Genomic DNA, 24,275 nt, shown 5'->3' with positions numbered 1-24,275 from the left:
CGGCGAGGCCTTGCGGAGCGATCGGGCGATCAGGGGCGCGGCCGGTCGGCCGCCTCGCCGTCCTCGGCCCTTTCTTCCTCGATGGTCTCTTCGAGCGACTCGAGGTCCTTCCTGTTCTGACGCAGGAACAGGACGAGAGCCCCGAGCAGGGCGAGGGCGAGCACGGCGACCAGGGCGACGGCCCCCCAGTCGAGGCTGGCCAGCGAGTTGGCGGGCGATGTCGGGTTCATGTCGGTCTCCTCTTCCTGGGGGTGAGTCAATGGGGATGCCGGTGCGGCGCCTCGGAATGATGCGTCAGAGCGGCGGCATGGTGGTGAAGCGTGGCGTGGCTGTCGACCCTCGGCGTCGGGCGGCCAAAACGCTGCGGCAGGCACGATCCGGCGATCATTCCGAGCAGGCTCACGCCGAGCCCGATCAGCTGCGCGGGCACGGGCGGCTCTTCGACCAGCACCTCGATCAGCAACCAGGACGCGAGACCGCCAAGGATCGCGGTCAGCGCCCCCTGGGTCGTGGCACGCTTCCAGTAGGCCCCGAAGAAGAGCGGCACGAAGGCGCCGGCGAGGGTCACCTTGTAAGCGTTCTCGACCATCTTGAAGATCGACGCCTCTGAGTTCAGCGCAAAGCCGAGGACGAGGACCGTGAAGCCGACGAGGGTCAGCCGCATGATGCGCAGGAAGGCATGGTCGCCGAGTTCGGGGAAATGGCTGCGCACGATGTTCTCCGAGAAGGCGACCGAAGGCGCGAGCAGCGTGGCCGATGAACAGCTCATGATGGCCGAGAGAACCGCACCGAAGAAGATCGCCTGCGCGACCACCGGCGTGTGTTCGAGGACCAGCGTCGGCAGCACGAGTTGCGAATCGCTCTCGATCAGGCCGTTGAACCTCGCGGGATCGATCAGCGTCGCCGAATAGGCGATGAACATCGGGATGAAGGTGAAGCAGAAATAGAGACCTGCGCCGAGGATCGAGGCCTGGATGGCCACCCGTGCGCTCTTCGCCGAGGTCACCCGCTGGAAGACGTCCTGCTGGGGAATCGATCCGAGCATCATCGTCACCCAGGCACCGATGAAGCCCAGCCATTCGGTCGCCGTACCCCCGGGGAAGAAATCCAGCCGGCCGGCGCTCGCTGCCTGATCGAGGACGGCCGCGACGCCGCCGGTCATTGCCGAGACGAGGTAGCCGATGTAGAGCATGCCGCCCATGACCACGCCCATCTGGACGAAGTCGAGGATGGCCACCGAGAGCATGCCGCCAAAGGTCGTGTAGGTCAGCACGATCGCCGCGCCGAGGATCATTCCCGCAGTCTGCGGTACCGCGCCATCGGTGACCACGTGGAAGACGAGGCCGAGCGCCTTGATCTGGGCCGATACCCAGCCGAGGTAGGAAGCGACGATGCAGACCGTGGTCAGAACCTCGACCGTGTGGTTGAAGCGCATCCTGAAGAAGTCGCCGAGGGTCAGCACGTTGAGCCGGTAGAGCCGCGTGCCGTAGAAAATCCCGGCGATGACCAGGCAGAGGCTGGCGCCGAACGGGTCGGCAACGACGCCGCGCAGACCTTCGCGGACGAAGGTGGCCGAGACGCCGAACACCGCCTCCGCGCCGAACCAGGTGGCGAAGACGGTCGCCGTGACCACCGGCAGCGGCAGGCTGCGGCCGGCTACGGCGAAGTCCTTGGTGTTGTGCACCCGCGTCGCGGCGTAAAGCCCGATGCCGATCGACAGCAGCAGGTAGATGACCACGAACCAGATCAGCATCGAGACACTCCGGGAGCCGGTTTGGTTTCTCGCGACGACGCCACGGTTGCCAGGCCCCCGGGCCCCGCCGGAATGACGCCGTCCGCGGCCTGCTGCAGTCCCGGGCAGCTTGGCGGACTCCCGCGGCCGATCCGCGGGGATGTCCGGGAATTATCCCAGAAAGCGGGCTGCGGCGCGTCGCGCAGCGACTGCCGGCTCCGGCCGGTGGTCGCCTTCCTGCCGGCTGGTGGCCGGCCGCATCCCGGTCGTCGTCGGTGTCAGCCAGCCGGAGCCTTGCGCTGCTGCGCCTCGGCCCACAACGCCCGGGCGAAGGCCTTCCACGCCGGACCGCCGTGGCTCTCGATGCCGACCGTCGCGCTTTCTTCGAGCGTCCGCAACATGATCCCGGCCAGGCCGAAGAGCTCGACCCTGGCCAGCAGCTGGTGGTCGACCGGGCCCGATGCGGCCATCCTGACCCGTTCCTGAAGGTGGTCGAGCGCCTCGCGCGCGAGGCTCCGGACCTGCACCTCGTCCGACCAGTCGATGCCCAGCGCGATGCCCTTGCGTTCGATCTCGAGTTCGATCTCGCGAGTGTCGTTGTCGTAGTTCTCGAATCCTGCCATGGTCCTTTCTCCTTGGGCCCTCGGGAAGCGGCGCTGCGCGGCACCCTCGGCATTTCGGGATGCTCTTCCAGAAGCGGTTCGGGCCTCCGCTGCCGCCTCTGCGATGCTCCTGTCAACGCGTACGCTGCCTGGGCGTTGTTCGACACAGGCGATCCGCCTGTCCATCTGCAAGGAGAAGGTTATGCGTAAAGTATTGACTGTGGCAATGGCTGTGTTGTTGTCCGCCGGTCTGGCCCACGCTCAGGCCCCTGCCCAGCCGGCCGCTCCGGCGAAGCCGGCGGCGATGCCGGCAGCTCCGGCGGCGATGCCGGCGGCTCCGGCTGCTGCGGTCCCGGCGACTCCGGCAACGCCGGCCGTTCCGGCGGCGAAGGCGGAAGCGCATGCGGCAGCGCCCGCGGCGGGTGGTTGCGAAGCAAGGGCCGTCAGCAAGGACGGCAAGCCGCTGGCCGGTGCCGCAAAGGCCGCGTTCATGAAGAAGTGCGAGGGCGAGGCGGCTTCGGGCTGTGAAGCCAAGGCGGTGAGCAAGGACGGCAAGCCGCTGACCGGCGCGGCCAAGACCGCGTTCATCAAGAAGTGCGAGTCGGGCAAGTAGCCGCGAAGAGTACCGCGAGTCGGCCGGATCGGCCGACTCCGCGCGGTGTTGCGGAGCGCACCCGCGCGCGGTGTGGTCGCGCCGGCCAGCGGCTGCGCTTTGCAGCCGCCGGTCACGCGGCCGGCGATCACCGGCAGGACGCCGAAGAACGGCGATGCGCGAGACGCTGATCGTCAGCACGCAGCGCCGCGAGCAACTCGTCGACATAACCCGCCTCGTCGAGCCGGTGGTTACGCGCAGCGGCATTCGCGATGGTCTGGTCTCGCTGTACGCCCAGGGCGCGACCTGCGCGATCATGATCCAGGAGAACTGGGATGAAAGCGTGCAGACCGACGTCGTCGACTTTCTCCAGCGGTTGATCCCGCGGGGCGTCTGGTCGCACGACGAGCAGGACGGCAACGGCGACGCGCATCTGAAGGCCGGGCTCGTCGGACCTTCCGAGACGCTGCCGCTGATCGACGGCCGACTCGGTCTTTCGCGCTGGCAGAACATCTTCCTCTGTGAGTTCGACGGACCGCGGCGCGAGCGGCGGATCGTGTGCACGATCATCGCCGACCGCTGAACGCGGCGCCCGACCGAGTCGGGCCGCCGGCAGTCGGTGACGGAGTTCAGCTGCCGATGATCGCGGCGACCTGCCGGGCGATCGCCAGGCACGCGGTCAGGCCCGGCGATTCGATCCCGAACAGGTTGACCAGGCCCGGGATGCCGTGGTCGCGGGGTCCCTGGATCAGGAAGTCAGCGGGCGGATCGTCCGGCCCGGCGATCTTCGGACGGATTCCCGAATAGGCTGGCACGAGGGTGCCGTCGCCAAGCGCTGGCCAGTAGCGACGGATTGCCGCGTAGAAGGCGTCGGCTCGCGCCGGGTCGACGCGGTAATCGGGCCAGCCGATCTCGCCATCCCGAACGGGTCCGGGCAGCCACTCGACGTCGGGTCCGAAACGCGCCTGGCCGGCGAGGTCGAGGGTCAGGTGCACGCCGAGGCCACCGGGTTCCGGGAGCGGATAGACCAGCCGCGAAAACGGCGAGCGTCCGCTCAGCGCGTAGTAGTTGCCCTTGGCCAGGTAAGTCGTCGGCAGCCGTCCGGCCGGGAATCCCGAGAGCGACGCTGCGACTGCGGGTGCCCACAGTCCTGCGGCGTTGACCACCAGGTCGGCGCGAAAACGGACGCCGGCAGCACCACCCGTTTCGAGGACGAATCCCGCCGTCTCGACCCAGCCACGCCTGAGCGGACTGTTCACGGCCAGCAGTGCGCCTGCCGACTGCGCATCGCCGAGGAGCGAGAGCATCAGGCCGTGGCTGTCGACGATTCCGGTCGACGGAGAGAGCAGGGCGGCCGTGCAGCATAGCTCGGGTTCGAGCCTGCGTGCCTGTTCAGCGTCGAGCAGGCGCAGATCTTCGACGCCGTTGGCCCGGCCCTGAGCGAGCAGGGCTTCGAGCCTCGCATGCTGGCTGCGCGCGGTGGCGACGATCAGCTTGCCACAGCGGCGATACCCGACGACGTGGCGGGCGCAGTAATCGTCGAGCGCGTGCCGTCCGGCGACGCAGAGCTGCGCCTTGAGCGAGCCTTCGGGGTAATGGATTCCGGCGTGGATCACCTCGCTGTTGCGCGAACTCGTTTCGCTGCCGAAGCTGTTGCGCCGCTCGACGATCAGCGTCTCGATGCCGCGCTGCGCGAGCGCGCGTGCGCAGGCGAGACCGACGACTCCGGCGCCGATCACCGCCGCTCCGACCTTCTCCAAGGCTCGTGTCTCCCTCTGTCGATGGCCAATTGTAGTCCGTCTGCGGTGCGCAGAGCGCAAGCGCGAGCGCTCGCTGCCGGTGGCGTCTGGCGCTCGGCGGGGTGAGCCGCTAGACTGTCGGTCGTGGGCGTCCGGCAGGCGCTGCCGCATCGTGCGCAGGGCCGGATGACCAGGGCCGGGTCGGCGACGGGGTCGGTCGCGGGCGACGATCAGGTTGCGGAGGCGGAGATGACGACCAGCGCTGAAGTCCTGAGTTTCTGGTTCGAGGAGATCAGTCCGTCGCAGTGGTGGGCGAAGGACGAGGCTTTCGACCGGCAGATCGCCGGGCGTTTCGCCGCCGTGCATTCGGCGGCGCTGCGCGGCGAACTCCACGGCTGGCGCGATGGCGGCGAGGGTCGGCTCGCGGAGATCATCGTCCTCGACCAGTTCTCGCGGAACATCTTCCGGGGCCGTCCGGAGGCCTTTGCCGCCGACGGAATGGCCCTCGTCCTCGCCCAGGAAGCCGTTGCGCGAGGACTCGACGAGCTGCTCGACGTCTCGCGCCGCGCCTTCCTCTATCTGCCGTACATGCACAGCGAGTCGCGGCTGATCCATCGCCAAGCGGTCCGGCTGTTCGCCGCCGCAGGTCTCGAGGACAACCTGCGCTTCGAGATGCAGCACCGGGCGATCATCGAGCGCTTTGGGCGCTACCCGCACCGCAACGCGATTCTCGGTCGACCGTCCACGCCCGAGGAGATCGAATTCCTGAAGCGTCCAGGATCGTCCTTCTGAGCATCGGCCGCCTGCCGGAGTGCACAACTGCCGCACTCGCCTCGAGGAGAGGGCCCCGTGACCCATCAGCAAAGCCTTGAATTTCATACTCACGGCCGCGGAACGCTGGAGATCACCGGCGAGGTTGCGCGGGTCGTGCGCGCGGCCGGCGTGAGCTGCGGGCTGGCCCACGTTTTCGTCCAGCACACCAGCTGCTCGGTGGTGCTGACCGAGAACGCCGACCCGTCGGTGCGCCGCGACCTGGAAACCTTGGCCGCGCGCTGGGCGCCGGACGGTGATCCGGCGTATCGGCACGACGACGAAGGCGACGACGACATGGCCGCGCATGGCCGGAACATCGTCGCGGGGGCCGCGGTGTCGGTCCCGGTCGCCGATGGCCGCCTGCTCCTCGGGACCTGGCAGGGGATTTATCTCTGGGAACACCGGACGATCGCCCATCGCCGGCGTGTCGTGGTCACCGTTGTCGGCTGACGCGCAGTCGCTCGTCCGCCCGACCGGTCCCGGTCGATTCTTGCTAAACTCGCCGGTCGGTGTCGTCTGGCGGTCGAGCGGAGAGAGTCAATGAAAATCGGATTCATCGGTCTGGGAATCATGGGGCGCCCGATGGCCCTAAACCTGCTGAACGGCGGTCATCAGCTCGCCGTCTGGGCGCGGCGAGCCGAATCGATGCAGCCGCTGCTCGACGCCGGAGCGAGGGGCGCAGCGAGCCCGGCGGCGCTGGCCGGCGGGGTCGACCTGGTGATTTCGATGGTCGCCGATGCGCCGGACGTCGAACAGGTGATGCTCGGCGAGCGCGGCGTGGCCAGTGCCGGCAAGGCCGGACTGGTCGCCGTGGACATGAGCACGATCCGCCCGGCGGCGGCGCGCTCGATCGCGGCCCGGCTGCTCGAGCAGGGCATCGATTTCCTCGACGCCCCGGTCTCGGGCGGCGAGGTCGGCGCGGTTGCCGGCACGCTGTCGATCATGGTCGGCGGCAGCGCGGCCGCTTTCGAAAGGGCCCGGCCAGCCTTCGCGAGCATCGGACGGAACATCGTCCATGTCGGCGAGTCGGGCGCCGGCCAGGTGGCCAAGGCGGCGAACCAGATCGTCACCGGTGTCGGCGTGCTGACCGTCGCCGAGGCGCTCAACTTCGCCGCGCGCAGCGGCGTCGATCCCGCTCGCGTCCGCGAGGCGCTGCTCGGCGGCTTCGCCTATTCGCGGATCCTCGAGAACCATGGGCAGCGGATGCTCGACCGCGACTTCCGGCCTGGTTTCAAGTCGTGGATGCACCAGAAGGACATGAACATCGTCATGCAGAGCGCGCACGAACTGGGCCTGTGCCTGCCGGTTTCTGCGGCGACCGCGCAGATGTACAACGCGATGGTCGGTTCCGGACTCGGCGAAGAGGATTCGATCGCCGTTCTCAAGCTGCTGGAACGCCTGTCCGGCGCAGCGAGTTGATGCGCGTCGGCTTCATCGGCCTCGGCGTGATGGGGCGGCCGATGGCCGGGCACCTGCTGGCCGCCGGGCACGATCTCGCGGTCTGGGCGAGAAGGCCGGCGGCCGCGGCACCGCTGGTCGATGCTGGAGCCGTCGGGTGCGCGACGCCGGCGGCCGTGGCCGATCGCTGCGAGGTCGTGTTCACGATGCTCACTGCGGGGAGTGACGTCGAGCAGGTCGTTTTCGGGCGCGACGGCCTCGACGCAGGCCTGGTCGTCGGTTCGATCGTCGTCGACATGAGTTCGATCGCCCCCGAGACGGCGCGTTCGCTGGCCCGGCGGCTGGCGGCGCGTGGCGTCGACATGCTCGATGCGCCGGTCTCGGGCGGCGAGCAGGGGGCGCTCGCGGCAAGCCTGTCGATCATGGTCGGCGGGCCGAAGCGCGCACTCGATCGCGTGCGACCGCTCTTCGAACGCCTCGCCACGACGATCGTCCATGTCGGCGAGAGTGGTGCGGGTCAGGTCGCCAAGGTCTGCAATCAGATGGTCATGGTCGGTACGCTCCAGGCGATCGCCGAGGCGCTGCACTTCGCCCGTTGCGCAGGCGCCGACGCGCATCGTGTGCGCCTCGCGCTGGCCGGCGGTTCGGCGGCCAGCCGGGTGCTCGAGGTGATGGGCGGCAAGATGGTCGAGCGCGATTTCGTGGCCGGTGTCGAAGCGCGACTGCATCACAAGGACTACGCGGTGGTCCTCGACGAAGCGCATCGCCGAGGGTTGCCGATGCCCGTTTCGGCGCAGGTCAGCCAGCAGCTCAATGCGCTGATGGCCATGGGTCTCGGCCGCTGCGACAGCGCGGCACTGCTCCGGGTGCTCGAGGCCGGCAGCCGGTGAAGCGCTTCCTGATCGTCCTCTGCCTCGTCGCCCTCGGCGGTTGCGCGGGTCTCGGCAGCCTCGCGCGCAAGCCCGAAGTGAGCATCGCCGGACTCAGTCTCGTCCAGGCGCGGCTGTTCGAACAGCGTTTCGCGCTGCGGCTGCGCATTTCCAACCCGAACGACGTCGATCTCCCGGTCAATGGTCTCAGCTTCGAGGTCGAGATCAATGGACAGCCGTTCATCACCGGTCTCTCGGACAAGCCGGTGACCGTCCCGCGCTTCGGCGAAGCGATACTCGAGGTGATGGCCACGAGCACGGCGGGCAGCGCGCTCAAGCAGCTGCGTGAGTTGCAGAAGGGCGGGCGGATCGACTACCGGATCAGCGGCCGCCTGCAGCTCTCCGGCATCGGCGCGCTGCCTTTCGAGCGGCGCGGCGACCTGCAGCTTCCGGCAACCGACGGCGCGCCGCGCAAGTCTCCACAGTCGGGAGCTGGCAGCGTCTGACGGCTGCCGGTGGTGAGCGGCACTCAGCCCGGCCGGCTGCGCGTTCCGGCATCGCCCGGCGCGACTGCCGATTCGACGAGGCGCAGACCGGCGGGCAGCGACTCGCCGAAGGCGCGGCGCTCGTCGGCCCTGTCGAGTTCGACGACCGTCTGCAGTTGCGCCGTCCACGCGGCCTGCGCACCGATCGCGGCCAGTCGCGAGATCACCGTCTGGCGCAGCGCTTCGGGGATGTCGCGCAGGCGGTCGCCGGTCAGCCGACCGATCTGTGTCGCGGCAAAGGCGGCCGGTTCGACCTTCTTCCAGTCGGTTTCGAGCAGTGCCGCGAGCCAGCCGCTCGCGGATTCGGGTGGCACCACCTGATGGGCGCTGCCGTAGAGCGGCTGACGCGCGCCGATGCGGCCGAGCGCCCACCAGCCGAGCGGTCTCTCGGATGAGCGGCGCAAGCGTCCGAGAAGCCAGTCGCCGATCTCGATCTTGCGTTCGACCGACAGTCTTTCGAGCGAGGCGACGAGGCGCAGCATGTCGTCGTGACTCCCGGCGACGGCCGTCGGCAGTCGGCCGCGAACCCGTGCCGTGTCGGCGCGCAGCCACGGCGTGAGTTCGGAGAGGATCTCCTCCTGGATCGGCGCGGGCAGTCCACCTGCCGCACGCCGCCAGAGTGTCCACCATTCCGACCAGTTCTGGCTGTCGTTGACGTACTGCAGGCGCTGCGCCAGCAGTTCGCAGAGTTGTTCGACTCGCCAGTCGTCGAGCGGGTAGCCGAGGCCCGGGCGAAGGCAGAATCCGGCGAGATTGAGCCACACGCGTTCGTGCTCGGACGAGCGCCTGCGGCGACGGGCGCGCTGCATCAGCGTGTCGAACAGCGCCCGCAGCAAGGGCATCTCCCAGTCGTCGCGCTTGCCCAGCAGGTGCTCCAGATAACCGCGCAGGCGCCGCACTTCGCGGCTGTCGATGGGTTGCGAGCTCGGCCCGAAAAGGCGGTCGATCGCCTGCTGGGCGTCGGCGAAACGCGCCGGCAGCGCGGCCGAGACGATCGCCTGCTGGTCAGCCGCCTGGCGGAGCTGGAATTCGAGCAGCCAGCGGCGAGTGGCGTCCTCGCTGCTCACGCAGTGCAGTTCGAGTGTGCCGACCTCGGTCATCGCGGCGATCAGCTCGACGCGGACGTCGCGCTGGCTGCTGCCGGCGAGCGGCTGGACGACGCTGGCGATCGGCGGCAGGCGAACGAAGTCATCGTCGCCGAGGCTGGCGATTTCGCCTGGCCGATAAACCGTGTCGCCGACCGACGAGGCGAGGTGGAAGCGCACCGGCTGGCCGAGACGAAGGCTGAAGCTGCGCTCGGCGAGGCGGATCTCCTGGCCCTCGTCGGTGCCACGCGGCAGCAGACAGATGCCCCGGCGGCGCTCTCCCTGTTCGTCGAGAACGAGGAAGTAGCTGCGCGCCGATCCACCGCCGATGCGTCGGCCGTGGCCCTGGCGAACGAGCGCGAAGGCGACCGCCCCGCGCGCGACGGCAACGTCCGGATCGTCGTTGTGCAGCAGGCGCAACGGTTGTCCGCGCCAGTCGCCGAGCGTCCGGCAGACGCGCTCGGCGAGCGCCGCCGCACGAAAGACGCCGCCGTTGAGCAGCAGCGTGTCGGGCACGGGCAGCACGCCGTCGCTCGCCTCGCCGCCGAGCGCGTGCTGCGCGGCATGGGCGTGACGGCGAAGGAAGGCGGCGATGTGCCGGGTGATCGCCGGATCCGCCGGATAGGGCAGGCCGAACTCGACGATCGCCGCCCGTCGCTGCTGCAACGGCTGGTCGGGCGCGCAGTGCGGGAAGAAACCGTCGACGAGCAGCTCGCGGACGTCCTCGCGAGCGAGTTCGATCGTTCGCGCGCTGCCGATCAGTCGCGAGCCGCCGCCGAGGAGCGTCACGAGGACCGAGGCCGGCGCGTCATCGGCGAGCAGTTCTTCCTTGGCGACGCGGCAGCGCGCGTTCAGTTGCGAGAAGCGCGCCGCCGACAGTCGCCCGTCACTGGCCGGAAGACGCGACTCGACGAGATGCGTGAGGGCCAGGTCCATGTTGTCGCCGCCGAGCATCAGATGGTCGCCGACGCCGATTCGCGTCAGCTCCGGCTCGCCGTCGTTGGTCGACACCTCGATCAGCGTCAGATCGGTCGTTCCGCCGCCGACGTCGCAGACGAGCAGCAGCCGGCTGCCGGCGAGTTCCTCGGCGACCCGCTGCTGGTGGCGGAACAGCCAGTCGTAGAACGCGGCCTGCGGTTCCTCGAGCAGGCGCACGCGCGGCAGCCCGGCGAGCCGCGCGGCTTCGAGGGTCAGCGCGCGCGCGCCGTCGTCGAAGGACGCCGGGACGGTCAGGACCACCTGCTGGTCTTCGAGCGGCGCCTCGGGAAAACGATGGGTCCACGCTGCCCGGACGTGTGCGAGGTAGCTCGCGCTGGCCTCGACCGGAGAGATCCGGGCGATCCTTTCGTCGGCCCCCCACGGGAGAATCGGCGCCAGGCGATCGACCGCGGCGTGCGATAGCCAGCTCTTGGCGCTGGCGACCAGGCGGCCGGGTACCCGGGCGCCGAGCTCGATCGCCAGCTGGCCGGTGATCGCCGCCTCGGCGCTCTCCGCCGGCGTCCACGGAAGCTGCGCCTCGCTGGTGCCGATTTCTCCCGCTGCCGGGTGGTAGCGTGCCGAGGGCAGGAGAGGTTTGGCGGCGACCTGCCCGAGGCCAACGAGCTGTTCGATCGCCAGCAGCTCGATCTGCCCGGTGCCTGGCGCGCTGTACGCGACGACCGTGTTGCTCGTGCCGAGGTCGATCCCGACGATGTACGCTTTGTTCATCATTCCCCGCGGGTCGGTGCGTGGTCTGCGAGCGGGGCTCGCGCCGTCAGGCCCACCCAGGCGCGCGCCTGTCCTGGTTGCGGGCCTGAGCGGGAAGATCGCCAATGCGCTTCGCGGTAGCTCGTTCCAGTCCGGAATCTGGGGGCGGAAGCGCCGGCTTCAAGTGGCGCGCAGACGGCTTCGGCTGGCGATCACCGGAAAGCGCGGAGCGCTCGGAGAACCCCGCTGCTGCGGCTCGTTCTCGGCGGCGGGGGGCGATGCCTCATGGTGGTGCTCGACGGTGCCCCGGAATGGTGCGCACGACGCCTTGCCGGTGTCTCGGGGGGCTTGCCGCGGCCTGTGGACGCCGCTTTGGCGTGTCGTTGGACAGCCTCGAGACTTTCTGGCACGGCGATTGCTTTGACTCCACCGAGGAAGAAGATCTTCCCGGTTCCCAACCCTAGAGGAGTTCAGAAAATGATCCGTCGCCACTTCATGAAGACCGTCGGTGCTGCCGCCGTCACCGCCGCTTTCGGCCTCGTTTCGTTCACCGCGCACGCAGCCGAAACGATCAAGGTCGGCATCCTCCACTCGTTGTCCGGAACGATGGCCATTTCCGAAACGGCGCTCAAGGAAACCGCGCTGATGACCATCGACGAGATCAACAAGTCCGGCGGCGTGCTCGGCAAGAAGCTCGAACCGGTCGTCGTCGACCCGGCCTCGAACTGGCCGCTGTTCGCCGAGAAGGCGCGCCAGCTGCTGACCAAGGACAAGGTCGCGGTGGTCTTTGGCTGCTGGACCTCGGTCTCGCGCAAGTCGGTCCTGCCGGTGTTCAAGGAGCTCAACGGACTGCTCTTCTATCCCGTGCAGTACGAAGGCGAGGAACTCGAGCGCAACGTCTTCTATACCGGCGCGGCGCCAAACCAGCAGGCGATTCCGGCGGTCGAGTACCTGATGAGCAAGGAGGGCGGAGAAGCCAAGCGCTTCGTCCTGCTCGGTACCGACTACGTGTATCCGCGGACGACGAACAAGATCCTGCGCGCCTTCCTCAAGTCGAAGGGCGTCGCCGAGGCCGACATCATGGAGGAATACACGCCCTTCGGGCATAGCGACTACCAGACGATCATCGCCAAGATCAAGAAGTTCGCTTCCGAGGGCAAGAAGACCGCCGTCGTGTCGACCATCAACGGCGACTCCAACGTGCCGTTCTACAAGGAACTTGGCAACGCCGGCCTGAAGGCCACCGACGTCCCGGTCGTCGCCTTCTCGGTCGGCGAGGAAGAACTGCGTGGCGTCGATACCAAGCCGCTGGTCGGCCACCTCGCGGCCTGGAACTACTTCATGTCGCTGAAGAACCCGCAGAACGAGAAGTTCGTCAAGGCGTACAAGGACTGGGCGATCAAGCAGAAGCTGCCGAACGCCAAGACGGTGGTCACCAACGACCCGATGGAAGCGACCTACGTCGGCATCCACATGTGGAAGCAGGCCGTCGAGAAGGCCAAGTCGACCGACGTCGACAAGGTGATTCCGGCGGTCGCGGGCCAGAACTTCGCCGCCCCGTCCGGCTACACGCTCAAGATGGACGAAACCAACCACCATCTGTGGAAGCCCGTGTTCATCGGCGAGATCCGCGCCGACGGCCAGTTCAACGTGGTCTGGAAGTCCAAGGGCCCGATCCGCGCCCAGCCGTGGAGCCCGTTCATTCCGGGTAACGACAAGAAGAAGGACGAGCCGGAAGGCAAGTAATCGCCCGCGTTTCACGAGTCGCCGTCCGGGTGACTCGGCACACTCCCTCTCCCGACCCCCCCGGGAGAGGGCTTTTCGATCGGAAGAGACATGCGCATCACCGGACTACTGCTCTGTGGCTGGTTGCTCGGCGGCTCGTGCCAGGCGGCGATCGATCCGGCCCTGCTCGCGCCGCTGGCCGCCGACGATTCCGAGCAGCGGATCGAGGCGATCGGCGCGCTGGCGCGCAGCGCCCCCGATGAGGCGCTGCCCGTGCTCGGTGCGTTGGCCAGCGACTCGCTGGCCGTCGCCGCAGGCAATCGGCTGGTGATCATCGATGGCCAGCGGGTTGTCGACGCGGCGACCGGGCGCGAGATCACCCCGCCTCCGGCGAACCTCGAAGCGATCAACATCAACAACCGCGTGCGCCGGGAACTGGCCAGTGCGCTGGCCGCGTTGCGGCTGTTCTCGAACGACCGCGACCAGCGCCTGCAGGCCGCCCACGAAGTCGCGGCCGGCGCCGACGCGAGCCTGCTGCCGTTGCTCGACAAGGCGCTCGCCGCCGAGACCGACCCAGAGATCGTCGGGCGGCTGCGCATGGCCCACGCTCAGGCCAGCCTGACTTCGTCCGACGCCGGCGTTCGTCAGGCGGCGGTGCGCACCCTCGGCGAGAGCAGCGATCCGCGAGTTCGCCAGTTGCTCCTGCCGCTGACCGAGAAGCGCGGCGATGGCTGGGTCGAGCCGGACGGCGCGGTGCGCGCCGCGGCCGGAACGTCGATCCGCGAGATCGAACGGCGTCTCGCCTGGGCTGACGGCCTCGGTCGTGCGTTCACCGGATTGTCGCTTGGCTCGATCCTGCTGCTCGCCGCGCTCGGCCTGGCGATCACCTACGGCGTGATGGGGGTGATCAACATGGCCCACGGTGAACTGCTGATGGTCGGCGCCTATTCGACTTGGCTCGTCCAGGGCGTCTTCCGCACCCATTTCCCGGGCGCCGTCGACTGGTACCTGCCGGCGGCGGTGCCGGTCGCCTTCGTCTCCGCGGCCCTCGTCGGCGTGCTGATGGAGCGGGTGGTGATCCGCCATCTGTACGGTCGGCCGCTCGAAACGCTGCTCGCCACCTGGGGCATTTCGCTGTTCCTGATGCAGGTGGCACGCAGCCTGTTCGGCGCCCAGAACGTCGAGGTCGCCAACCCGGCGTGGATGGCCGGCGGCGTCGAACTGCTGCCGAACCTCGTCCTGCCGTGGAACCGGATCATCATCGTGGCCTTCTCGATCGCCGTTCTCGCGGCGATGTGGGCGATGCTCAACCTTTCGCGTCTGGGCATGTTCGTCCGGGCGGTGACGCAGAACCGCGCGATGGCCGGCTGCGTCGGTGTTCCGACGGGGCGCGTCGACACGCTGGCTTTCGGCCTCGGCGCGGGAATCGCCGGGCTCGGTGGTGTGGCGCTGTCGCAGATCGCCAACGTTGGCCCGGACATGGGCCAGGGCTACATCGTCGATTCGTTCATGGTCGTCGTCCTCGGCGGCGTCGGACAACTCGCCGGGGCGGTCTGGGCCGCGCTCGGCCTTGGGGTGGTCACCAAGTTCCTCGAAGGGTGGACCGGAGCGGTCATCGCCAAGATCGTCGTCCTGGTGTTCATCATCCTGTTCATCCAGAAGCGTCCGCAGGGCCTGTTTGCCCTCAAGGGCCGTTTCGTCGAGTCCTGAGCCGCGGAGACGCCGATGCCTACCCCCCTGATCGTCCGTTTCCTCGGCGCTTTCGACCGGCGCGGCTGGCAGTTCGCGGCGCTATTCGCCGCGCTGACGCTGGTCGCCGTTCCGGTCATGCACCTCGTCGTTCCATCCGGGAGTCCGCTGCATCTGTCGACCCATTTCGTGACCCTGACCGGCAAGATCCTCTGCTACGCGATCGTCGCCGTGGCGATGGACCTGATCTGGGGTTACGCGGGGATCCTCTCGCTGGGTCACGGCCTCTTCTTCGCCCTCGGCGGCTATGCCTTCGGGATGTACCTGATGCGCCAGATCGGACGCGACGGCAGCTACCAGAGCGATCTGCCCGACTTCATGGTCTTCCTCGACTGGAAGGACATGCCCTGGTTCTGGGCCGGCAGCGACAGCTTCATCTGGGCCGTGCTGGTCGTGCTCACCGTTCCCGCGCTGATCGCCTTCGTCTTTGGCTACTTCGCCTTCCGCTCGCGAATCCGCGGCGTCTACTTCTCGATCATCACCCAGGCGCTGACCTACGCGGCGATGCTCCTATTCTTCCGCAACGAGACGGGCTTCGGCGGCAACAACGGGTTCACGGATTTCAAGCGCATCCTCGGCTTCTCGATCACCGCCCCCGAGACGCGGGTCGTCCTCTTCGCGCTCTCGGCGATGGCGCTGCTCGCCACGCTGCTGCTCGCCCGCTATCTGGTGGCTTCGCGCTTCGGGCGCGTGCTCACCGCGATTCGCGACGCCGAGTCACGGGTGATGTTCCTCGGCTACCAGCCGCTGTGGTACAAGCTCTTCGTGTGGACCCTCTCGGCGATGCTCTGCGCGATCGCCGGGGCGCTCTACGTCCCGCAGGTCGGGATCATCAATCCTTCCGAGATGTCGGTCGGCAACTCGATCGAGATCGCCATCTGGGTGGCCGTCGGCGGGCGCGGCACGCTGATCGGGCCGCTCATCGGTGCCTTCCTGGTCAACCTCGCGAAGAGCTGGTTCACCGTCAGCTTCCCCGAGTACTGGCTGTTCTTCCTCGGCGCAATGTTCGTCGTCGCCACGCTCTACCTGCCGCAGGGGGTCGTCGGTCTATGGCTGAAGCTGCGTGCGCGAGCGGCGCGTGCCGAAAATCCCGTCTCGCCGGCGACGAAAGGAGCGCGCGCATGAAGGCCGTCGATCTGCCTCTCGCGAACGGCGAGAACTCCCCGTGGGACAGTGGCACGGCCGAGCTCGGGCACATCCTCCATCCGGGCGAACTCGACCTCTCGCACAAGGTCATCCTCTACCTCGAGGACATCAGCGTCAGCTTCGATGGCTTCCGGGCGCTCAACCGTCTATCGCTGACCATCGACTCGGGCGAGCTGCGCTGCATCATCGGCCCGAACGGCGCCGGCAAGACGACGATGATGGACGTGATCACCGGAAAGACCCGACCCGACGAGGGCCGCGCGTTCTTCGGGCAGACGATCGACCTGACCCGCCTTTCGGAGGCCGAGATCGCCAGCTCGGGAATCGGCCGGAAGTTCCAGAAGCCGACGATCTTCGAGAACCACAGCGTCTTCGAGAATCTCGAACTGGCGATGAAGACCGACAAGCGCGTGCGGCGCAGCCTCTTTTCGGTCCTCGACTCGGCGGCCGCCGACCGCATCGCCGAGACGCTCGAGCTGATCCGCCTGGCCGGCGCCGCCGATCGGCAGGCCGGTCTGCTCTCGCACGGCCAGAAGCAATGGCTCGAGATCGGCATGCTGCTGATGCAGGAGCCGAGGCTGCTGCTGCTCGATGAGCCGGTCGCCGGGATGACCGACGAGGAGACCGAGCGAACCGGCGAGCTGTTCCTCTCGCTGGCCGGGCTGCACTCGCTGGTCGTCGTCGAACACGACATGGCCTTCGTCCGGCAGCTCGGCGGGCGGGTGACCGTGCTCCACGAAGGCAGCGTGCTCGCCGAAGGCAGCCTCGAGGAGGTGCAGGGCGATCCGCGGGTCATCGAAGTCTATCTCGGGCGATAGGGCGATCAGATCATGTTGACGGTCAATGGTCTCAACCAGTACTACGGCGGCAGCCACATCCTGCGCAATCTGAGCTTCGCGGCCGAAGCGGGGAAGGTGACCGCGATCCTCGGGCGCAATGGCGTCGGCAAGTCGACGCTGCTCAAGTCGCTGATGGGCCTCCTGCCGCTGGCCAGTGGTCGGGTCGAGTTTGCCGGGAACGACCTGACCCGCGCCGCGCCGCATCAGCGGGTCAGGGCGGGAATCGGCTACGTGCCGCAGGGCCGCGAGATCTTTCCGCGCCTGACGGTCCACGAGAACCTGCTCATGGGGCTCGCCTCGCGTCCCGGCGGGAGCGACTTGCCCGAGCGGGTGTTCACGATGTTTCCGGTGCTCCGGCAGATGTTGCGCCGGCGCGGCGGCGACCTCTCGGGCGGTCAGCAGCAGCAGCTGGCGATCGGCCGGGCGCTGGCGATGGGACCGAAGCTGCTGATCCTCGACGAGCCGACCGAGGGAATCCAGCCGTCGATCATCAAGGACATCGAGCGGGCGATCCGCTCGCTGGCCCAGGGCGGCGAGATGGCCATCCTGCTCGTCGAGCAGTATTATGACTTCGCCCGTTCGCTGGCCGACCAGTACCTGGTCATGGAGCGGGGCGAGATCATCATGCGCGGGCGCGGGGAAGACATGGACAAGGATGGGGTGCTGGCGGCCCTCGCCGTCTGATGGTCGGGCGGTGGTCCGTCGCGGCGGACGAGGCGGCGCGGCCGGGCTGGGCGGCGCGCCTCGATCTGGCTTTCGCCAGGCGCGGCGAGCGGTCGGTCCTCGTCGGCCGGGCGCACCACGGACCGCTGCGCGTGCAGAAGGCGCTCCATCCGGAAGGTCCGGGCGTCTGTCAGGTGATCGTCGTGCATCCGCCGGGCGGCGTCGCCGGTGGCGACAGCCTCGAGATCGACGTCTCGGCGGCGACCGGCGCCCACGCACTGCTGACCACGCCCGGTGCCGGCAAGTGGTATCGCGCGGGCGGACGCGCGGCGCGCCAGGCGCTGACCGTGCGCGTCGAGCCGCAGGCGGTGGTCGAATGGCTGCCCCAGGAGACGATCGTCTTCGACGGCTGCGAGGCGTCGATGGGCACGCGGGTCGAACTCGCCGATGCGGCGCTCTACTGCGGCTGGGAGATTCTCTGTCTCGGCCGGACCGCGGCCGGCGAGACCTTCAGCCGCGGCCGTCTGGCGCTGGCCACGCGGATCGAGCGGGCCGGCGCGCCGCTGTGGGTCGAACGCGGGCAGCTCGCCGGCGGCTCGTCGTGGCTCGCGGCAGCCCCGGGCCTCGCCGGGCGGCCGGTCTGTGCGACGCTGTTGCTCGCCGGCCGGGCCATCGACGGCGAATGGATCGACGCCTGCCGGGCGATCCCGCTCGCCGACGGCGTGCTCGGCGGGGTGAGCATGCTCCCCGAGGTCCTCGTCGCCCGCTGCCTGGCCCCGGCGGCCGAAGCCGCGCGCGGCTGGTTGAGCGAGCTCTGGCAGCAGTTGCGTCCGCGGGCGCTGGGGCGGGTCGCCGACCCGCCCCGGATCTGGAATACGTGAGGAAGAGCGATGGAACTGACGCCGAGAGAGAAGGACAAGCTGCTGATGTTCACCGCCGCGCTGCTCGCCGAAAGACGCCGCGCGCGCGGCCTGAAACTCAACTACCCGGAAGCCGTCGCGCTGATCAGCGCGGCGATCGTCGAAGGGGCCCGCGACGGGCGGACGGTCGCCGAGCTGATGAGCTACGGGACGACGCTGCTGACGCGCGACGAGGTCATGGAAGGCGTCCCCGAGATGATCCACGAGATCCAGGTCGAGGCGACCTTTCCCGATGGCACCAAGCTGGTCACCGTGCACCAGCCGATCATTTGAGGAGACGAGCATGATTCCCGGAGAATTGCGCATCGAGCCCGGCGACGTCGAACTCAACGAAGGTCGGCCGACGATTCGCCTGAGCGTGGCCAACACCGGCGACCGGCCGATCCAGATCGGCTCGCACTACCACTTCGCCGAGACCAACGCCGCGCTGTCCTTCGATCGCCAGGCGGCGATCGGCTTCCGGCTCGACATTCCGGCGGGAACCGCGGTGCGCTTCGAGCCCGGTCAGACGCGCAGCGTGCAGCTCGTCGCCTTCGCCGGCGCGCGCCGGGTGTACGGCTTCAACGGCCTGGTCATGGGGGCGCTGCAATGAGCGTCCGGATCTCGCGCCAGGCCTACGCCGAGATGTTTGGTCCGACGGTCGGCGACCGCGTGCGCCTCGCCGACACCGACCTGTGGATCGCCGTCGAGAAGGACCTGACGGTGTATGGCGAGGAGGTCAAATTCGGCGGCGGCAAGGTCATTCGCGACGGCATGGGGCAGTGCCAGCTGACCGCCGCCGAGGTCGCCGACACGGTGATCACCAATGCGCTGATCGTCGACCACTGGGGGATCGTCAAGGCCGACATCGGCCTCAAGGACGGGCTGATCGCGGCGATCGGCAAGGCTGGCAACCCCGACATCCAGGCCGGGGTGACGATCGCCATCGGCGCGAGTACCGAGATCATCGCCGGCGAAGGGCTGATCGTCACCGCCGGCGCCATCGACAGCCACATCCACTTCATCTGTCCGCAGCAGATCGACGAGGCGCTGATGTCGGGGGTGACGACGATGCTCGGCGGGGGCACCGGGCCCGCTGCCGGCACCTGTGCGACGACCTGTACGCCCGGGCCCTGGCACATCCGGCGAATGCTCGAGGCCGCCGAGGCCTTTCCGATGAACCTCGGCTTCTTCGGCAAGGGCAACGCTTCGCTGCCCGAGCCCTTGCGCGAGCAGGTTCGCGCCGGAGCGATCGGGCTCAAGCTGCACGAGGACTGGGGGACGACGCCGGCGGCGATCGACAACTGCCTCTCGGTCGCCGACGAACTCGACGTCCAGGTCGCCATCCATACCGACACGCTCAACGAATCGGGTTTCGTCGAAACGACGCTGGCCGCTTTCCGCGGCCGGACGATCCACAGCTTCCACACCGAAGGCGCAGGCGGCGGCCACGCGCCGGACATCCTGCGCGCCGTCGGCGAAGCCAACGTCCTGCCCTCGTCGACCAATCCGACCCGGCCGTACACGGTGAACACCGTCGACGAACACCTCGACATGCTCATGGTCTGCCATCACCTCGACCCGGCGATCGCCGAGGACGTCGCCTTCGCCGAGAGCCGGATCAGGCGCGAGACGATCGCCGCCGAAGACATCCTGCACGACCTCGGCGCGCTGTCGATGATGTCCTCCGACTCGCAGGCGATGGGCCGGGTCGGCGAGGTGATCATCCGCACCTGGCAGACGGCGCACAAGATGAAGGGCCAGCGGGGTTTCCTCGCCCCACCCGGCGGCCATCCCGGCGAACCTGCCGACCACGACAACTTCCGCGTCCGGCGCTACCTCGCCAAATACACGATCAACCCGGCGATCACCCACGGCATCGCGCATCTCGTCGGGTCGGTCGAGCCGGGCAAGCTCGCCGACCTGGTCCTCTGGAAACCCGCGTTCTTCGGCGTCAAGCCGTCGCTGGTCCTCAAGGGTGGGATGATCGCCGCGGCGCCGATGGGCGACGCCAATGCCTCGATCCCGACGCCGCAGCCGGTCCATTACCGGCCGATGTTCGCCGCCTTCGGGCGCGCGCTCGGTCGCTCGGTGAGCTTCGTCTCGCAGGCCGCGCTGGCCAGCCCCGAACTCGCCGCGCTCGGTCTGGCCAAGCCGCTGGTCGCCGTGCGCGGCACGCGCGGCCTGCGCAAGACCGACATGGTGCACAACGACGCGACGCCGCGGATCGAGGTCGATCCCGAGACCTACGCGGTGCGCGCCGATGGCCAGCTGCTGGTCTGCGAGCCGGCGACGACGTTGCCGATGGCCCAACGCTACTTTCTGTTCTGACGATGCTCGTCGCCGAATCCCTGACGACGCCCGACACCCCGGCCAGCGACCGCCTGGTCCTGCCCTTCGACGCACGCTGCCGGAGCCGCCAGCGGGTCCGGCTGGTCAGCGGTGACGAACTCGGCTACGTGCTGCCCGCCGGGACCGTGCTGCGGCACGGGGACCGGCTGCTCACCGAGGAGGGTCGGGTGGTCGCCGTCGAAGCCGCGCCCGAGGCACTGCTCGAGGTGCGCACGGCCGATCGCCTGCTGCTGATCCGCGCCGCGTACCATCTCGGCAACCGCCACGTGCCGGTACAGATCGGCGAGGACTGCCTGCGTTTCCAGCCCGACCATGTGCTCGGCGAGATGCTCACCCGGCTCGGCTGCCAGGTCGTCGCGGTCGAGGCGCCGTTCGACCCCGAGGGAGGCGCCTACCGCGCCCACGCGCACGCCGACGGGCATGACCACGAGCCGCGAGTCGCCGGATCCGCGGCGCACGACCCGGGCCACGGGCCGCACCGGTCACCGGCGAAGATCCACGAGTTCAGGTGAGCTTCGGGTGACCATCGGCTCGCCGCGTCTCGCCCTGCCGCGCCTGCTGCAGCTCGCCAGTCCGGCGCTGCCGGTCGGCGCCTACACCTACTCGCAGGGACTCGAGTGGGCGATCGACGCGGGGATCGTCGGCGATGCCGAGAGCGCCGGCGAGTGGATCGGCGGGGTGCTCGGCGAATCGCTCGGGCGCTTCGAACTGCCGCTGCTCGCGCGCCTGCACGAAGCCTGGCGGGGCAACGACCGGCGCGAGGTCGAGCGCCTCAACGGCGACTTCCTGGCCAGTCGCGAATCCGCCGAACTGCGCGCCGAGGCGGTCCAGATGGGCTACTCGCTGCGCCGGCTGCTCGGCGATCTCGACGCCTTCGCCTTGCCCGGCTTCTACCGCGCGCTTCCGGAAGCGTCGTTTCCCGCCGGCTGGGCGCTCGCAGCCTGCGTCTGGCAGGTCCCGCCGGGCGATTCGCTGACCGGCTATCTGTGGTCGTGGGCCGAGAATCAGGTGATGGCCGCGCTGAAGGCCGTCCCGCTCGGCCAGGCTGCCGGTCAGCGGATCCTGCTCGCGCTCGGCGCGCGGATTCCGCGAATCGTCTACGCCGCGCTCGATCTGCCCGAAGAGCGGTGGAGCAACTTCGCTCCGGGTCTGGCTCTGGCCTCGATGAGGCACGAGACGCAGTATTCGCGGCTCTTTCGATCGTGAAGGAAGGCATGAAACCACGTCCCGCCCTGCGCGTCGGCATCGGCGGCCCGGTCGGATCGGGCAAGACGGCGCTGACCCTGGCCCTGTGCCTCGCGCTGCGCGACCGCTACAGCCTCGGTGTGGTGACCAACGACATCTACACCGCCGAAGACGCCAGCTTCCTCGTCCGGCACGCCGCCCTGCCGAGGGAGCGCATCCTCGGCGTCGAGACCGGCGGCTGTCCGCATACCGCGATTCGCGAGGACGCCTCGATCAATCTCGAGGCGGTGGCCCGGCTGACCGCCGCGTTCCCGGATATCGAGATCGTTTTCGTCGAATCCGGCGGCGACAACCTCGCAGCGACCTTCAGCCCCGAACTTTCCGACCTGACGATCTACGTCATCGACGTCGCCGCGGGCGACAAGATCCCGCGCAAGGGCGGTCCGGGAATCACCCGCTCCGACCTGCTGGTGATCAACAAGACCGACCTCGCGCCGCTGGTCGGCGCCTCGCTCGAGGTCATGGAGCGCGACAGCCGGCGGATGCGCGGCCAGCGGCCGTTCGTCTTCTCGAACATGAAGACCGGACAGGGACTGGCCGGGATCATCGCCTTCATCGAGGAGCGTGGCGTGTTGCGCCGGCCGGGCAGTAGCCGCTGAGCTCGCCTCGTCGCGCGGTCGATTTTCGCGCCAGCCGGTGAGACCGGCGGGTACGCGGCGACCGGCGAGGCTCAGCGAGACGCAGCGGCGCCCGCCGCTGGCTCGCCGAAGCACAGGCTGCGCGCGTCTCCGTTGGCCATCCGGACGATGAACTTCCAGAGCGCCGGGCCGTAGAGGTCGTGGTGACCGGCGATCACCGAAGCCGTCGTGCGCAGGGTCCACAGCGCAAGCGACGACCCGGCTCCCGTCGGGAGGCATTCGATCGTCGCTTCGCTGCCATCGCAATCACCGCCTGCAGCCGCGCCGCCGCTGTCCAGGCCCGCTCCCGAGCGGGCCTGGACAGCGCCTCTGCCCGCCAACGCTCGAGGGTCGTGACCGAAATTCCGACCTCCCGCGAAACCTCCTCGATCACCGCGCTCTCCGGTGGCAGCAGCCGCCCCAGCACCCGATCCTTCATCGCTTGTCCGTATCTCGATCTGTGTCGTCTCCTGATCGCCCCCTCGCTTCAGATCCTAACGAGGCGGCAACTGGTCTGACGCAGAGGGTGGTGCGTGTCAAGATAGTTGTCGCCTGAGTTCATGCTGCCAATGGCATACTGTTGGTCATCGTGGTTGCCGCATTCACGACGACATCGCGTTCCGGGTTGAGCGTCACGGTGTCGATGGGCGACCAGTTCCGGGTGTGTCGACTCCAACGGGCCGGGTTCTTCGCGCGGGCGGCCTGGTAGAGCAGATGGCGTGCGGCGAGGAGGGCCCGATCATCGCCGGCATGACGTTGCTCGGGGGTGACATAGCGGATAGCGGAATGGCGATCTGATCTTCGTCGATCCTGACCGCACGGCTGGGCATGGCTCGCTAGTCGTCGTTCGCCGGGATGACGAGAGGGAAGCGACCTTCAAGAAGCTGGTCGTCGAAGGAGATCGGCGCTACCTGCGCGCGCTGAACCCGGCGTGGCCAGAGCCCATCCTGGCCATCGACGGCAACGCCACCCTATGCGGCGTCGTGATCTTCAAGGGGGAAGTGACGATCTGACGGGCGCGCGGTGGCGTCGTGGGGTGCCGGTTTCGGCGGGAACGCCAGAGACTAAGCCGGTGAATGCGTCTTGAGCCAGTCGCGCAAAGCAGCATCCACGCGGGTTTGCCAGCCCTCACCTGAGGCACGGAAGGCTTGCACGACATCCGGGGACAGGCGAATGGTGATGCGCACCTTGGTCACGGTGGACAGCGGCCTGCCGCGCTTGAGCGTGGGCTTGGCGACCTCCCAATCGGTATCGGTATAGGGAACGGCATCCGGGTCGGACATCGCCGCTGCCGTGATAGCGGTGTCCTCTTCCGACGTGGGCATGATGGTTCCGGGCTTAAGCTTCGGCATAGCGTTTCACCTCTCGCTGATTGGCCTTGCGCAGGCTGATGATGCGCCGAACCTCGGCGCGGTCCACAAAGGCCACGTAGTACAGACGAAGCCCGATGTAGCAGATGGCGGCCATGCGCGTTTCGCCATACTCGCGCCGGACATCAGGCCAGACCACCGCCGATTCCCACTCCACTTCAGCAGCCAGCGCGAGCGATACGCCGTGCTTGGCCATGTTGGCGGCGTCCTTGGCGAGGTCGTAGACGATTTCCATGTGAATGAGTGTATGCACACAAACACAGGGAGTCAAGGAGTTTCTGTGCATACACATCAGCCGCCGGGGAATGCGTCGATGGCGAACTGGGAGCACGGTGGCGGCTTCTCACTCGACGCCAGCATGCGCGTGGAAGGGGCCGACCACCAGGGCCTGGAAAGGCTGTTGCGCTACTGCGCTCGACCGGCCTTCGCTCTGGAGCGTTTGCGTGAAATCGACGCTGAACACCTGGTCTATGAGAGCGTCAAGCCAGGTCCCGGCGGCAGCGTCAGCTTGATGCTCACGCCGCTCGAACTGATCGAGCGTCTCGCGGCGCTGATTCCGCCGCCGCGCCGACATCGGCATCGGTACTACGGCGTACTGGCACCCAACGC

General features: G+C 68.4%; 29 protein-coding genes and 2 pseudogenes. 21 read left to right on the top strand and 10 right to left on the bottom strand.

Translation table 11 applies throughout. From position 1 onward, the window contains the following. Positions 1 to 29 precede the first annotated feature (29 nt). The 3 genes from NFW05_RS00590 to NFW05_RS00580 all read right to left on the bottom strand — a co-directional run bounded on the left by NFW05_RS00590 (position 30) and on the right by NFW05_RS00580 (position 2,355). Positions 30 to 230: a hypothetical protein gene (locus tag NFW05_RS00590; RefSeq protein ID WP_295301875.1), complete on the bottom strand. Its 201-nt coding sequence runs from the start codon at positions 228 to 230 to the stop codon at positions 30 to 32. A 26-nt stretch (positions 231 to 256) separates the two neighbouring features. Continuing rightward, on the bottom strand, positions 257 to 1,753 hold the full coding sequence (locus tag NFW05_RS00585; RefSeq protein ID WP_295301873.1) for a sodium:solute symporter family protein: 1,497 nt from the start codon (positions 1,751 to 1,753) through the stop codon (positions 257 to 259). 257 nt (positions 1,754 to 2,010) lie between these two features. Continuing rightward, on the bottom strand, positions 2,011 to 2,355 hold the full coding sequence (locus tag NFW05_RS00580; protein ID WP_295301871.1) for a hypothetical protein: 345 nt from the start codon (positions 2,353 to 2,355) through the stop codon (positions 2,011 to 2,013). Positions 2,356 to 2,536: 181 nt separating this feature from the next. Here NFW05_RS00580 and NFW05_RS00575 point away from each other — a divergent pair, with 181 nt between their 5' ends. Both NFW05_RS00575 and NFW05_RS00570 read left to right on the top strand, forming a co-directional pair. Further along, positions 2,537 to 2,947 (top strand): hypothetical protein, encoded by a 411-nt coding sequence (locus NFW05_RS00575; protein WP_295301870.1) that lies wholly within the window; start codon positions 2,537 to 2,539, stop codon positions 2,945 to 2,947. Between the two features lie 154 nt (positions 2,948 to 3,101). Continuing rightward, the gene (locus NFW05_RS00570; RefSeq protein WP_295301868.1) at positions 3,102 to 3,509 is read left to right on the top strand and encodes a secondary thiamine-phosphate synthase enzyme YjbQ; all 408 of its coding nucleotides are present in this window, start codon (positions 3,102 to 3,104) and stop codon (positions 3,507 to 3,509) included. A gap of 46 nt (positions 3,510 to 3,555) precedes the next feature. On the opposite strand, the gene NFW05_RS00565 is transcribed toward NFW05_RS00570, so the two are convergent. Continuing rightward, entirely contained in the window at positions 3,556 to 4,686 is a 1,131-nt protein-coding gene (locus tag NFW05_RS00565; protein WP_295301867.1) for an NAD(P)/FAD-dependent oxidoreductase, read from the bottom strand. 228 nt (positions 4,687 to 4,914) lie between these two features. Here NFW05_RS00565 and NFW05_RS00560 point away from each other — a divergent pair, with 228 nt between their 5' ends. The 5 genes from NFW05_RS00560 (at position 4,915) to NFW05_RS00540 (ending at position 8,251) form a co-directional block, all read left to right on the top strand. Then, on the top strand, positions 4,915 to 5,457 hold the full coding sequence (locus NFW05_RS00560) for a DUF924 family protein (RefSeq protein ID WP_295301866.1): 543 nt from the start codon (positions 4,915 to 4,917) through the stop codon (positions 5,455 to 5,457). Positions 5,458 to 5,514: 57 nt separating this feature from the next. Continuing rightward, entirely contained in the window at positions 5,515 to 5,928 is a 414-nt protein-coding gene (locus NFW05_RS00555; RefSeq protein WP_295301863.1) for a secondary thiamine-phosphate synthase enzyme YjbQ, read from the top strand. A 90-nt stretch (positions 5,929 to 6,018) separates the two neighbouring features. Further along, positions 6,019 to 6,897, top strand: coding sequence for an NAD(P)-dependent oxidoreductase (locus tag NFW05_RS00550; RefSeq protein WP_295301861.1), 879 nt, complete (start codon positions 6,019 to 6,021; stop codon positions 6,895 to 6,897). Beyond that, a complete protein-coding gene (locus tag NFW05_RS00545; protein ID WP_295301858.1) occupies positions 6,897 to 7,766 on the top strand; it encodes an NAD(P)-dependent oxidoreductase in 870 nt (289 codons plus the stop codon). Before NFW05_RS00550 ends, NFW05_RS00545 begins: the two co-directional genes overlap by 1 nt. After that, a complete protein-coding gene (locus NFW05_RS00540; RefSeq protein ID WP_295301856.1) occupies positions 7,763 to 8,251 on the top strand; it encodes an LEA type 2 family protein in 489 nt (162 codons plus the stop codon). Before NFW05_RS00545 ends, NFW05_RS00540 begins: the two co-directional genes overlap by 4 nt. 23 nt (positions 8,252 to 8,274) lie before the next feature. Here the strand turns inward: NFW05_RS00540 and NFW05_RS00535 are convergent, their stop codons facing one another. After that, complete coding sequence (locus tag NFW05_RS00535) at positions 8,275 to 11,085, bottom strand: Hsp70 family protein (RefSeq protein WP_295301854.1); 2,811 nt, start codon at positions 11,083 to 11,085, stop codon at positions 8,275 to 8,277. Between the two features lie 453 nt (positions 11,086 to 11,538). Here NFW05_RS00535 and urtA point away from each other — a divergent pair, with 453 nt between their 5' ends. From urtA to ureG, 12 genes are all read left to right on the top strand, one after another. After that, positions 11,539 to 12,807 (top strand): urea ABC transporter substrate-binding protein, encoded by a 1,269-nt coding sequence (gene urtA, locus NFW05_RS00530; protein ID WP_295301853.1) that lies wholly within the window; start codon positions 11,539 to 11,541, stop codon positions 12,805 to 12,807. 90 nt (positions 12,808 to 12,897) lie between these two features. Next, complete coding sequence (gene urtB / locus NFW05_RS00525) at positions 12,898 to 14,496, top strand: urea ABC transporter permease subunit UrtB (RefSeq protein ID WP_295301851.1); 1,599 nt, start codon at positions 12,898 to 12,900, stop codon at positions 14,494 to 14,496. A 15-nt stretch (positions 14,497 to 14,511) separates the two neighbouring features. Next, positions 14,512 to 15,660 (top strand): urea ABC transporter permease subunit UrtC, encoded by a 1,149-nt coding sequence (urtC, locus tag NFW05_RS00520; RefSeq protein WP_295301850.1) that lies wholly within the window; start codon positions 14,512 to 14,514, stop codon positions 15,658 to 15,660. Further along, a complete protein-coding gene (gene urtD / locus NFW05_RS00515; RefSeq protein WP_295301849.1) occupies positions 15,657 to 16,499 on the top strand; it encodes an urea ABC transporter ATP-binding protein UrtD in 843 nt (280 codons plus the stop codon). Before urtC ends, urtD begins: the two co-directional genes overlap by 4 nt. Positions 16,500 to 16,511: 12 nt before the next feature. Further along, positions 16,512 to 17,204 (top strand): urea ABC transporter ATP-binding subunit UrtE, encoded by a 693-nt coding sequence (urtE, locus tag NFW05_RS00510; RefSeq protein ID WP_295301847.1) that lies wholly within the window; start codon positions 16,512 to 16,514, stop codon positions 17,202 to 17,204. Further along, positions 17,204 to 18,064 (top strand): urease accessory protein UreD, encoded by an 861-nt coding sequence (locus NFW05_RS00505; RefSeq protein ID WP_295301846.1) that lies wholly within the window; start codon positions 17,204 to 17,206, stop codon positions 18,062 to 18,064. Before urtE ends, NFW05_RS00505 begins: the two co-directional genes overlap by 1 nt. Positions 18,065 to 18,073: 9 nt before the next feature. Beyond that, positions 18,074 to 18,376, top strand: coding sequence for an urease subunit gamma (ureA, locus tag NFW05_RS00500; RefSeq protein ID WP_295301845.1), 303 nt, complete (start codon positions 18,074 to 18,076; stop codon positions 18,374 to 18,376). Between the two features lie 10 nt (positions 18,377 to 18,386). Beyond that, complete coding sequence (locus NFW05_RS00495) at positions 18,387 to 18,695, top strand: urease subunit beta (protein ID WP_295301844.1); 309 nt, start codon at positions 18,387 to 18,389, stop codon at positions 18,693 to 18,695. Beyond that, a complete protein-coding gene (gene ureC, locus NFW05_RS00490; protein WP_295301842.1) occupies positions 18,692 to 20,413 on the top strand; it encodes an urease subunit alpha in 1,722 nt (573 codons plus the stop codon). The genes NFW05_RS00495 and ureC overlap by 4 nt, the downstream gene beginning before the upstream one ends. A gap of 2 nt (positions 20,414 to 20,415) precedes the next feature. Further along, the gene (gene ureE / locus NFW05_RS00485; protein ID WP_295301839.1) at positions 20,416 to 20,946 is read left to right on the top strand and encodes an urease accessory protein UreE; all 531 of its coding nucleotides are present in this window, start codon (positions 20,416 to 20,418) and stop codon (positions 20,944 to 20,946) included. Positions 20,947 to 20,953: 7 nt separating this feature from the next. Then, positions 20,954 to 21,640: an urease accessory protein UreF gene (locus NFW05_RS00480; protein ID WP_295301837.1), complete on the top strand. Its 687-nt coding sequence runs from the start codon at positions 20,954 to 20,956 to the stop codon at positions 21,638 to 21,640. Positions 21,641 to 21,648: 8 nt separating this feature from the next. Beyond that, positions 21,649 to 22,278, top strand: coding sequence for an urease accessory protein UreG (ureG, locus tag NFW05_RS00475; protein ID WP_295301835.1), 630 nt, complete (start codon positions 21,649 to 21,651; stop codon positions 22,276 to 22,278). 71 nt (positions 22,279 to 22,349) lie between these two features. Here ureG and NFW05_RS00470 read toward each other — a convergent pair whose 3' ends face one another. From NFW05_RS00470 to NFW05_RS00460, 3 genes and pseudogenes are all read right to left on the bottom strand, one after another. Beyond that, positions 22,350 to 22,637 (bottom strand): hypothetical protein, encoded by a 288-nt coding sequence (locus tag NFW05_RS00470; protein ID WP_295301912.1) that lies wholly within the window; start codon positions 22,635 to 22,637, stop codon positions 22,350 to 22,352. Beyond that, positions 22,550 to 22,735 (bottom strand): annotated as a pseudogene (locus NFW05_RS00465) (IS3 family transposase); the annotation flags it as partial. The pseudogene NFW05_RS00465 and the gene NFW05_RS00470, both read right to left, overlap by 88 nt. Before the next feature lie 119 nt (positions 22,736 to 22,854). After that, positions 22,855 to 23,088, bottom strand: a pseudogene (locus NFW05_RS00460) (hypothetical protein); the annotation flags it as partial. Between the two features lie 2 nt (positions 23,089 to 23,090). Here NFW05_RS00460 and NFW05_RS00455 point away from each other — a divergent pair. Beyond that, the gene (locus NFW05_RS00455) at positions 23,091 to 23,309 is read left to right on the top strand and encodes a S24 family peptidase (protein ID WP_311104720.1); all 219 of its coding nucleotides are present in this window, start codon (positions 23,091 to 23,093) and stop codon (positions 23,307 to 23,309) included. A gap of 51 nt (positions 23,310 to 23,360) precedes the next feature. On the opposite strand, the gene NFW05_RS00450 is transcribed toward NFW05_RS00455, so the two are convergent. Both NFW05_RS00450 and NFW05_RS00445 read right to left on the bottom strand, forming a co-directional pair. Continuing rightward, a complete protein-coding gene (locus tag NFW05_RS00450; protein ID WP_295301832.1) occupies positions 23,361 to 23,648 on the bottom strand; it encodes a BrnA antitoxin family protein in 288 nt (95 codons plus the stop codon). After that, positions 23,635 to 23,901, bottom strand: coding sequence for a BrnT family toxin (locus NFW05_RS00445; RefSeq protein WP_295301830.1), 267 nt, complete (start codon positions 23,899 to 23,901; stop codon positions 23,635 to 23,637). Before NFW05_RS00445 ends, NFW05_RS00450 begins: the two co-directional genes overlap by 14 nt. 45 nt (positions 23,902 to 23,946) lie before the next feature. Here NFW05_RS00445 and NFW05_RS00440 point away from each other — a divergent pair. Next, a partial coding sequence (locus tag NFW05_RS00440) for a transposase (RefSeq protein ID WP_295301828.1) occupies positions 23,947 to 24,275 on the top strand: 329 nt, incomplete at its 3' end.

The organism is Accumulibacter sp. (assembly GCF_023806625.1).
Lineage (GTDB): Bacteria > Pseudomonadota > Gammaproteobacteria > Burkholderiales > Rhodocyclaceae > Accumulibacter.
This window is presented reverse-complemented; position numbering and strand designations above follow the sequence as displayed.

Excerpts from the sequence above, each read along its gene's own strand:
- NFW05_RS00545 (WP_295301858.1), top strand. The coding sequence starts at position 6,897 with ATGCGCGTCGGCTTCATCGGCCTCGGCGTGATGGGGCGGCCGATGGCC.
- NFW05_RS00505 (WP_295301846.1), top strand. The coding sequence starts at position 17,204 with ATGGTCGGGCGGTGGTCCGTCGCGGCGGACGAGGCGGCGCGGCCGGGC.
- ureE (WP_295301839.1), top strand. The coding sequence starts at position 20,416 with ATGCTCGTCGCCGAATCCCTGACGACGCCCGACACCCCGGCCAGCGAC.
- ureG (WP_295301835.1), top strand. The coding sequence starts at position 21,649 with ATGAAACCACGTCCCGCCCTGCGCGTCGGCATCGGCGGCCCGGTCGGA.
- NFW05_RS00495 (WP_295301844.1), top strand. The coding sequence starts at position 18,387 with ATGATTCCCGGAGAATTGCGCATCGAGCCCGGCGACGTCGAACTCAAC.
- NFW05_RS00445 (WP_295301830.1), bottom strand. The coding sequence starts at position 23,901 with ATGGAAATCGTCTACGACCTCGCCAAGGACGCCGCCAACATGGCCAAG.
- NFW05_RS00535 (WP_295301854.1), bottom strand. The coding sequence starts at position 11,085 with ATGATGAACAAAGCGTACATCGTCGGGATCGACCTCGGCACGAGCAAC.
- urtA (WP_295301853.1), top strand. The coding sequence starts at position 11,539 with ATGATCCGTCGCCACTTCATGAAGACCGTCGGTGCTGCCGCCGTCACC.
- NFW05_RS00550 (WP_295301861.1), top strand. The coding sequence starts at position 6,019 with ATGAAAATCGGATTCATCGGTCTGGGAATCATGGGGCGCCCGATGGCC.
- urtB (WP_295301851.1), top strand. The coding sequence starts at position 12,898 with ATGCGCATCACCGGACTACTGCTCTGTGGCTGGTTGCTCGGCGGCTCG.
- NFW05_RS00560 (WP_295301866.1), top strand. The coding sequence starts at position 4,915 with ATGACGACCAGCGCTGAAGTCCTGAGTTTCTGGTTCGAGGAGATCAGT.
- NFW05_RS00570 (WP_295301868.1), top strand. The coding sequence starts at position 3,102 with ATGCGCGAGACGCTGATCGTCAGCACGCAGCGCCGCGAGCAACTCGTC.
- ureC (WP_295301842.1), top strand. The coding sequence starts at position 18,692 with ATGAGCGTCCGGATCTCGCGCCAGGCCTACGCCGAGATGTTTGGTCCG.
- NFW05_RS00450 (WP_295301832.1), bottom strand. The coding sequence starts at position 23,648 with ATGCCGAAGCTTAAGCCCGGAACCATCATGCCCACGTCGGAAGAGGAC.
- NFW05_RS00585 (WP_295301873.1), bottom strand. The coding sequence starts at position 1,753 with ATGCTGATCTGGTTCGTGGTCATCTACCTGCTGCTGTCGATCGGCATC.
- NFW05_RS00575 (WP_295301870.1), top strand. The coding sequence starts at position 2,537 with ATGCGTAAAGTATTGACTGTGGCAATGGCTGTGTTGTTGTCCGCCGGT.
- urtD (WP_295301849.1), top strand. The coding sequence starts at position 15,657 with ATGAAGGCCGTCGATCTGCCTCTCGCGAACGGCGAGAACTCCCCGTGG.
- NFW05_RS00590 (WP_295301875.1), bottom strand. The coding sequence starts at position 230 with ATGAACCCGACATCGCCCGCCAACTCGCTGGCCAGCCTCGACTGGGGG.
- urtE (WP_295301847.1), top strand. The coding sequence starts at position 16,512 with ATGTTGACGGTCAATGGTCTCAACCAGTACTACGGCGGCAGCCACATC.
- urtC (WP_295301850.1), top strand. The coding sequence starts at position 14,512 with ATGCCTACCCCCCTGATCGTCCGTTTCCTCGGCGCTTTCGACCGGCGC.
- NFW05_RS00580 (WP_295301871.1), bottom strand. The coding sequence starts at position 2,355 with ATGGCAGGATTCGAGAACTACGACAACGACACTCGCGAGATCGAACTC.
- ureA (WP_295301845.1), top strand. The coding sequence starts at position 18,074 with ATGGAACTGACGCCGAGAGAGAAGGACAAGCTGCTGATGTTCACCGCC.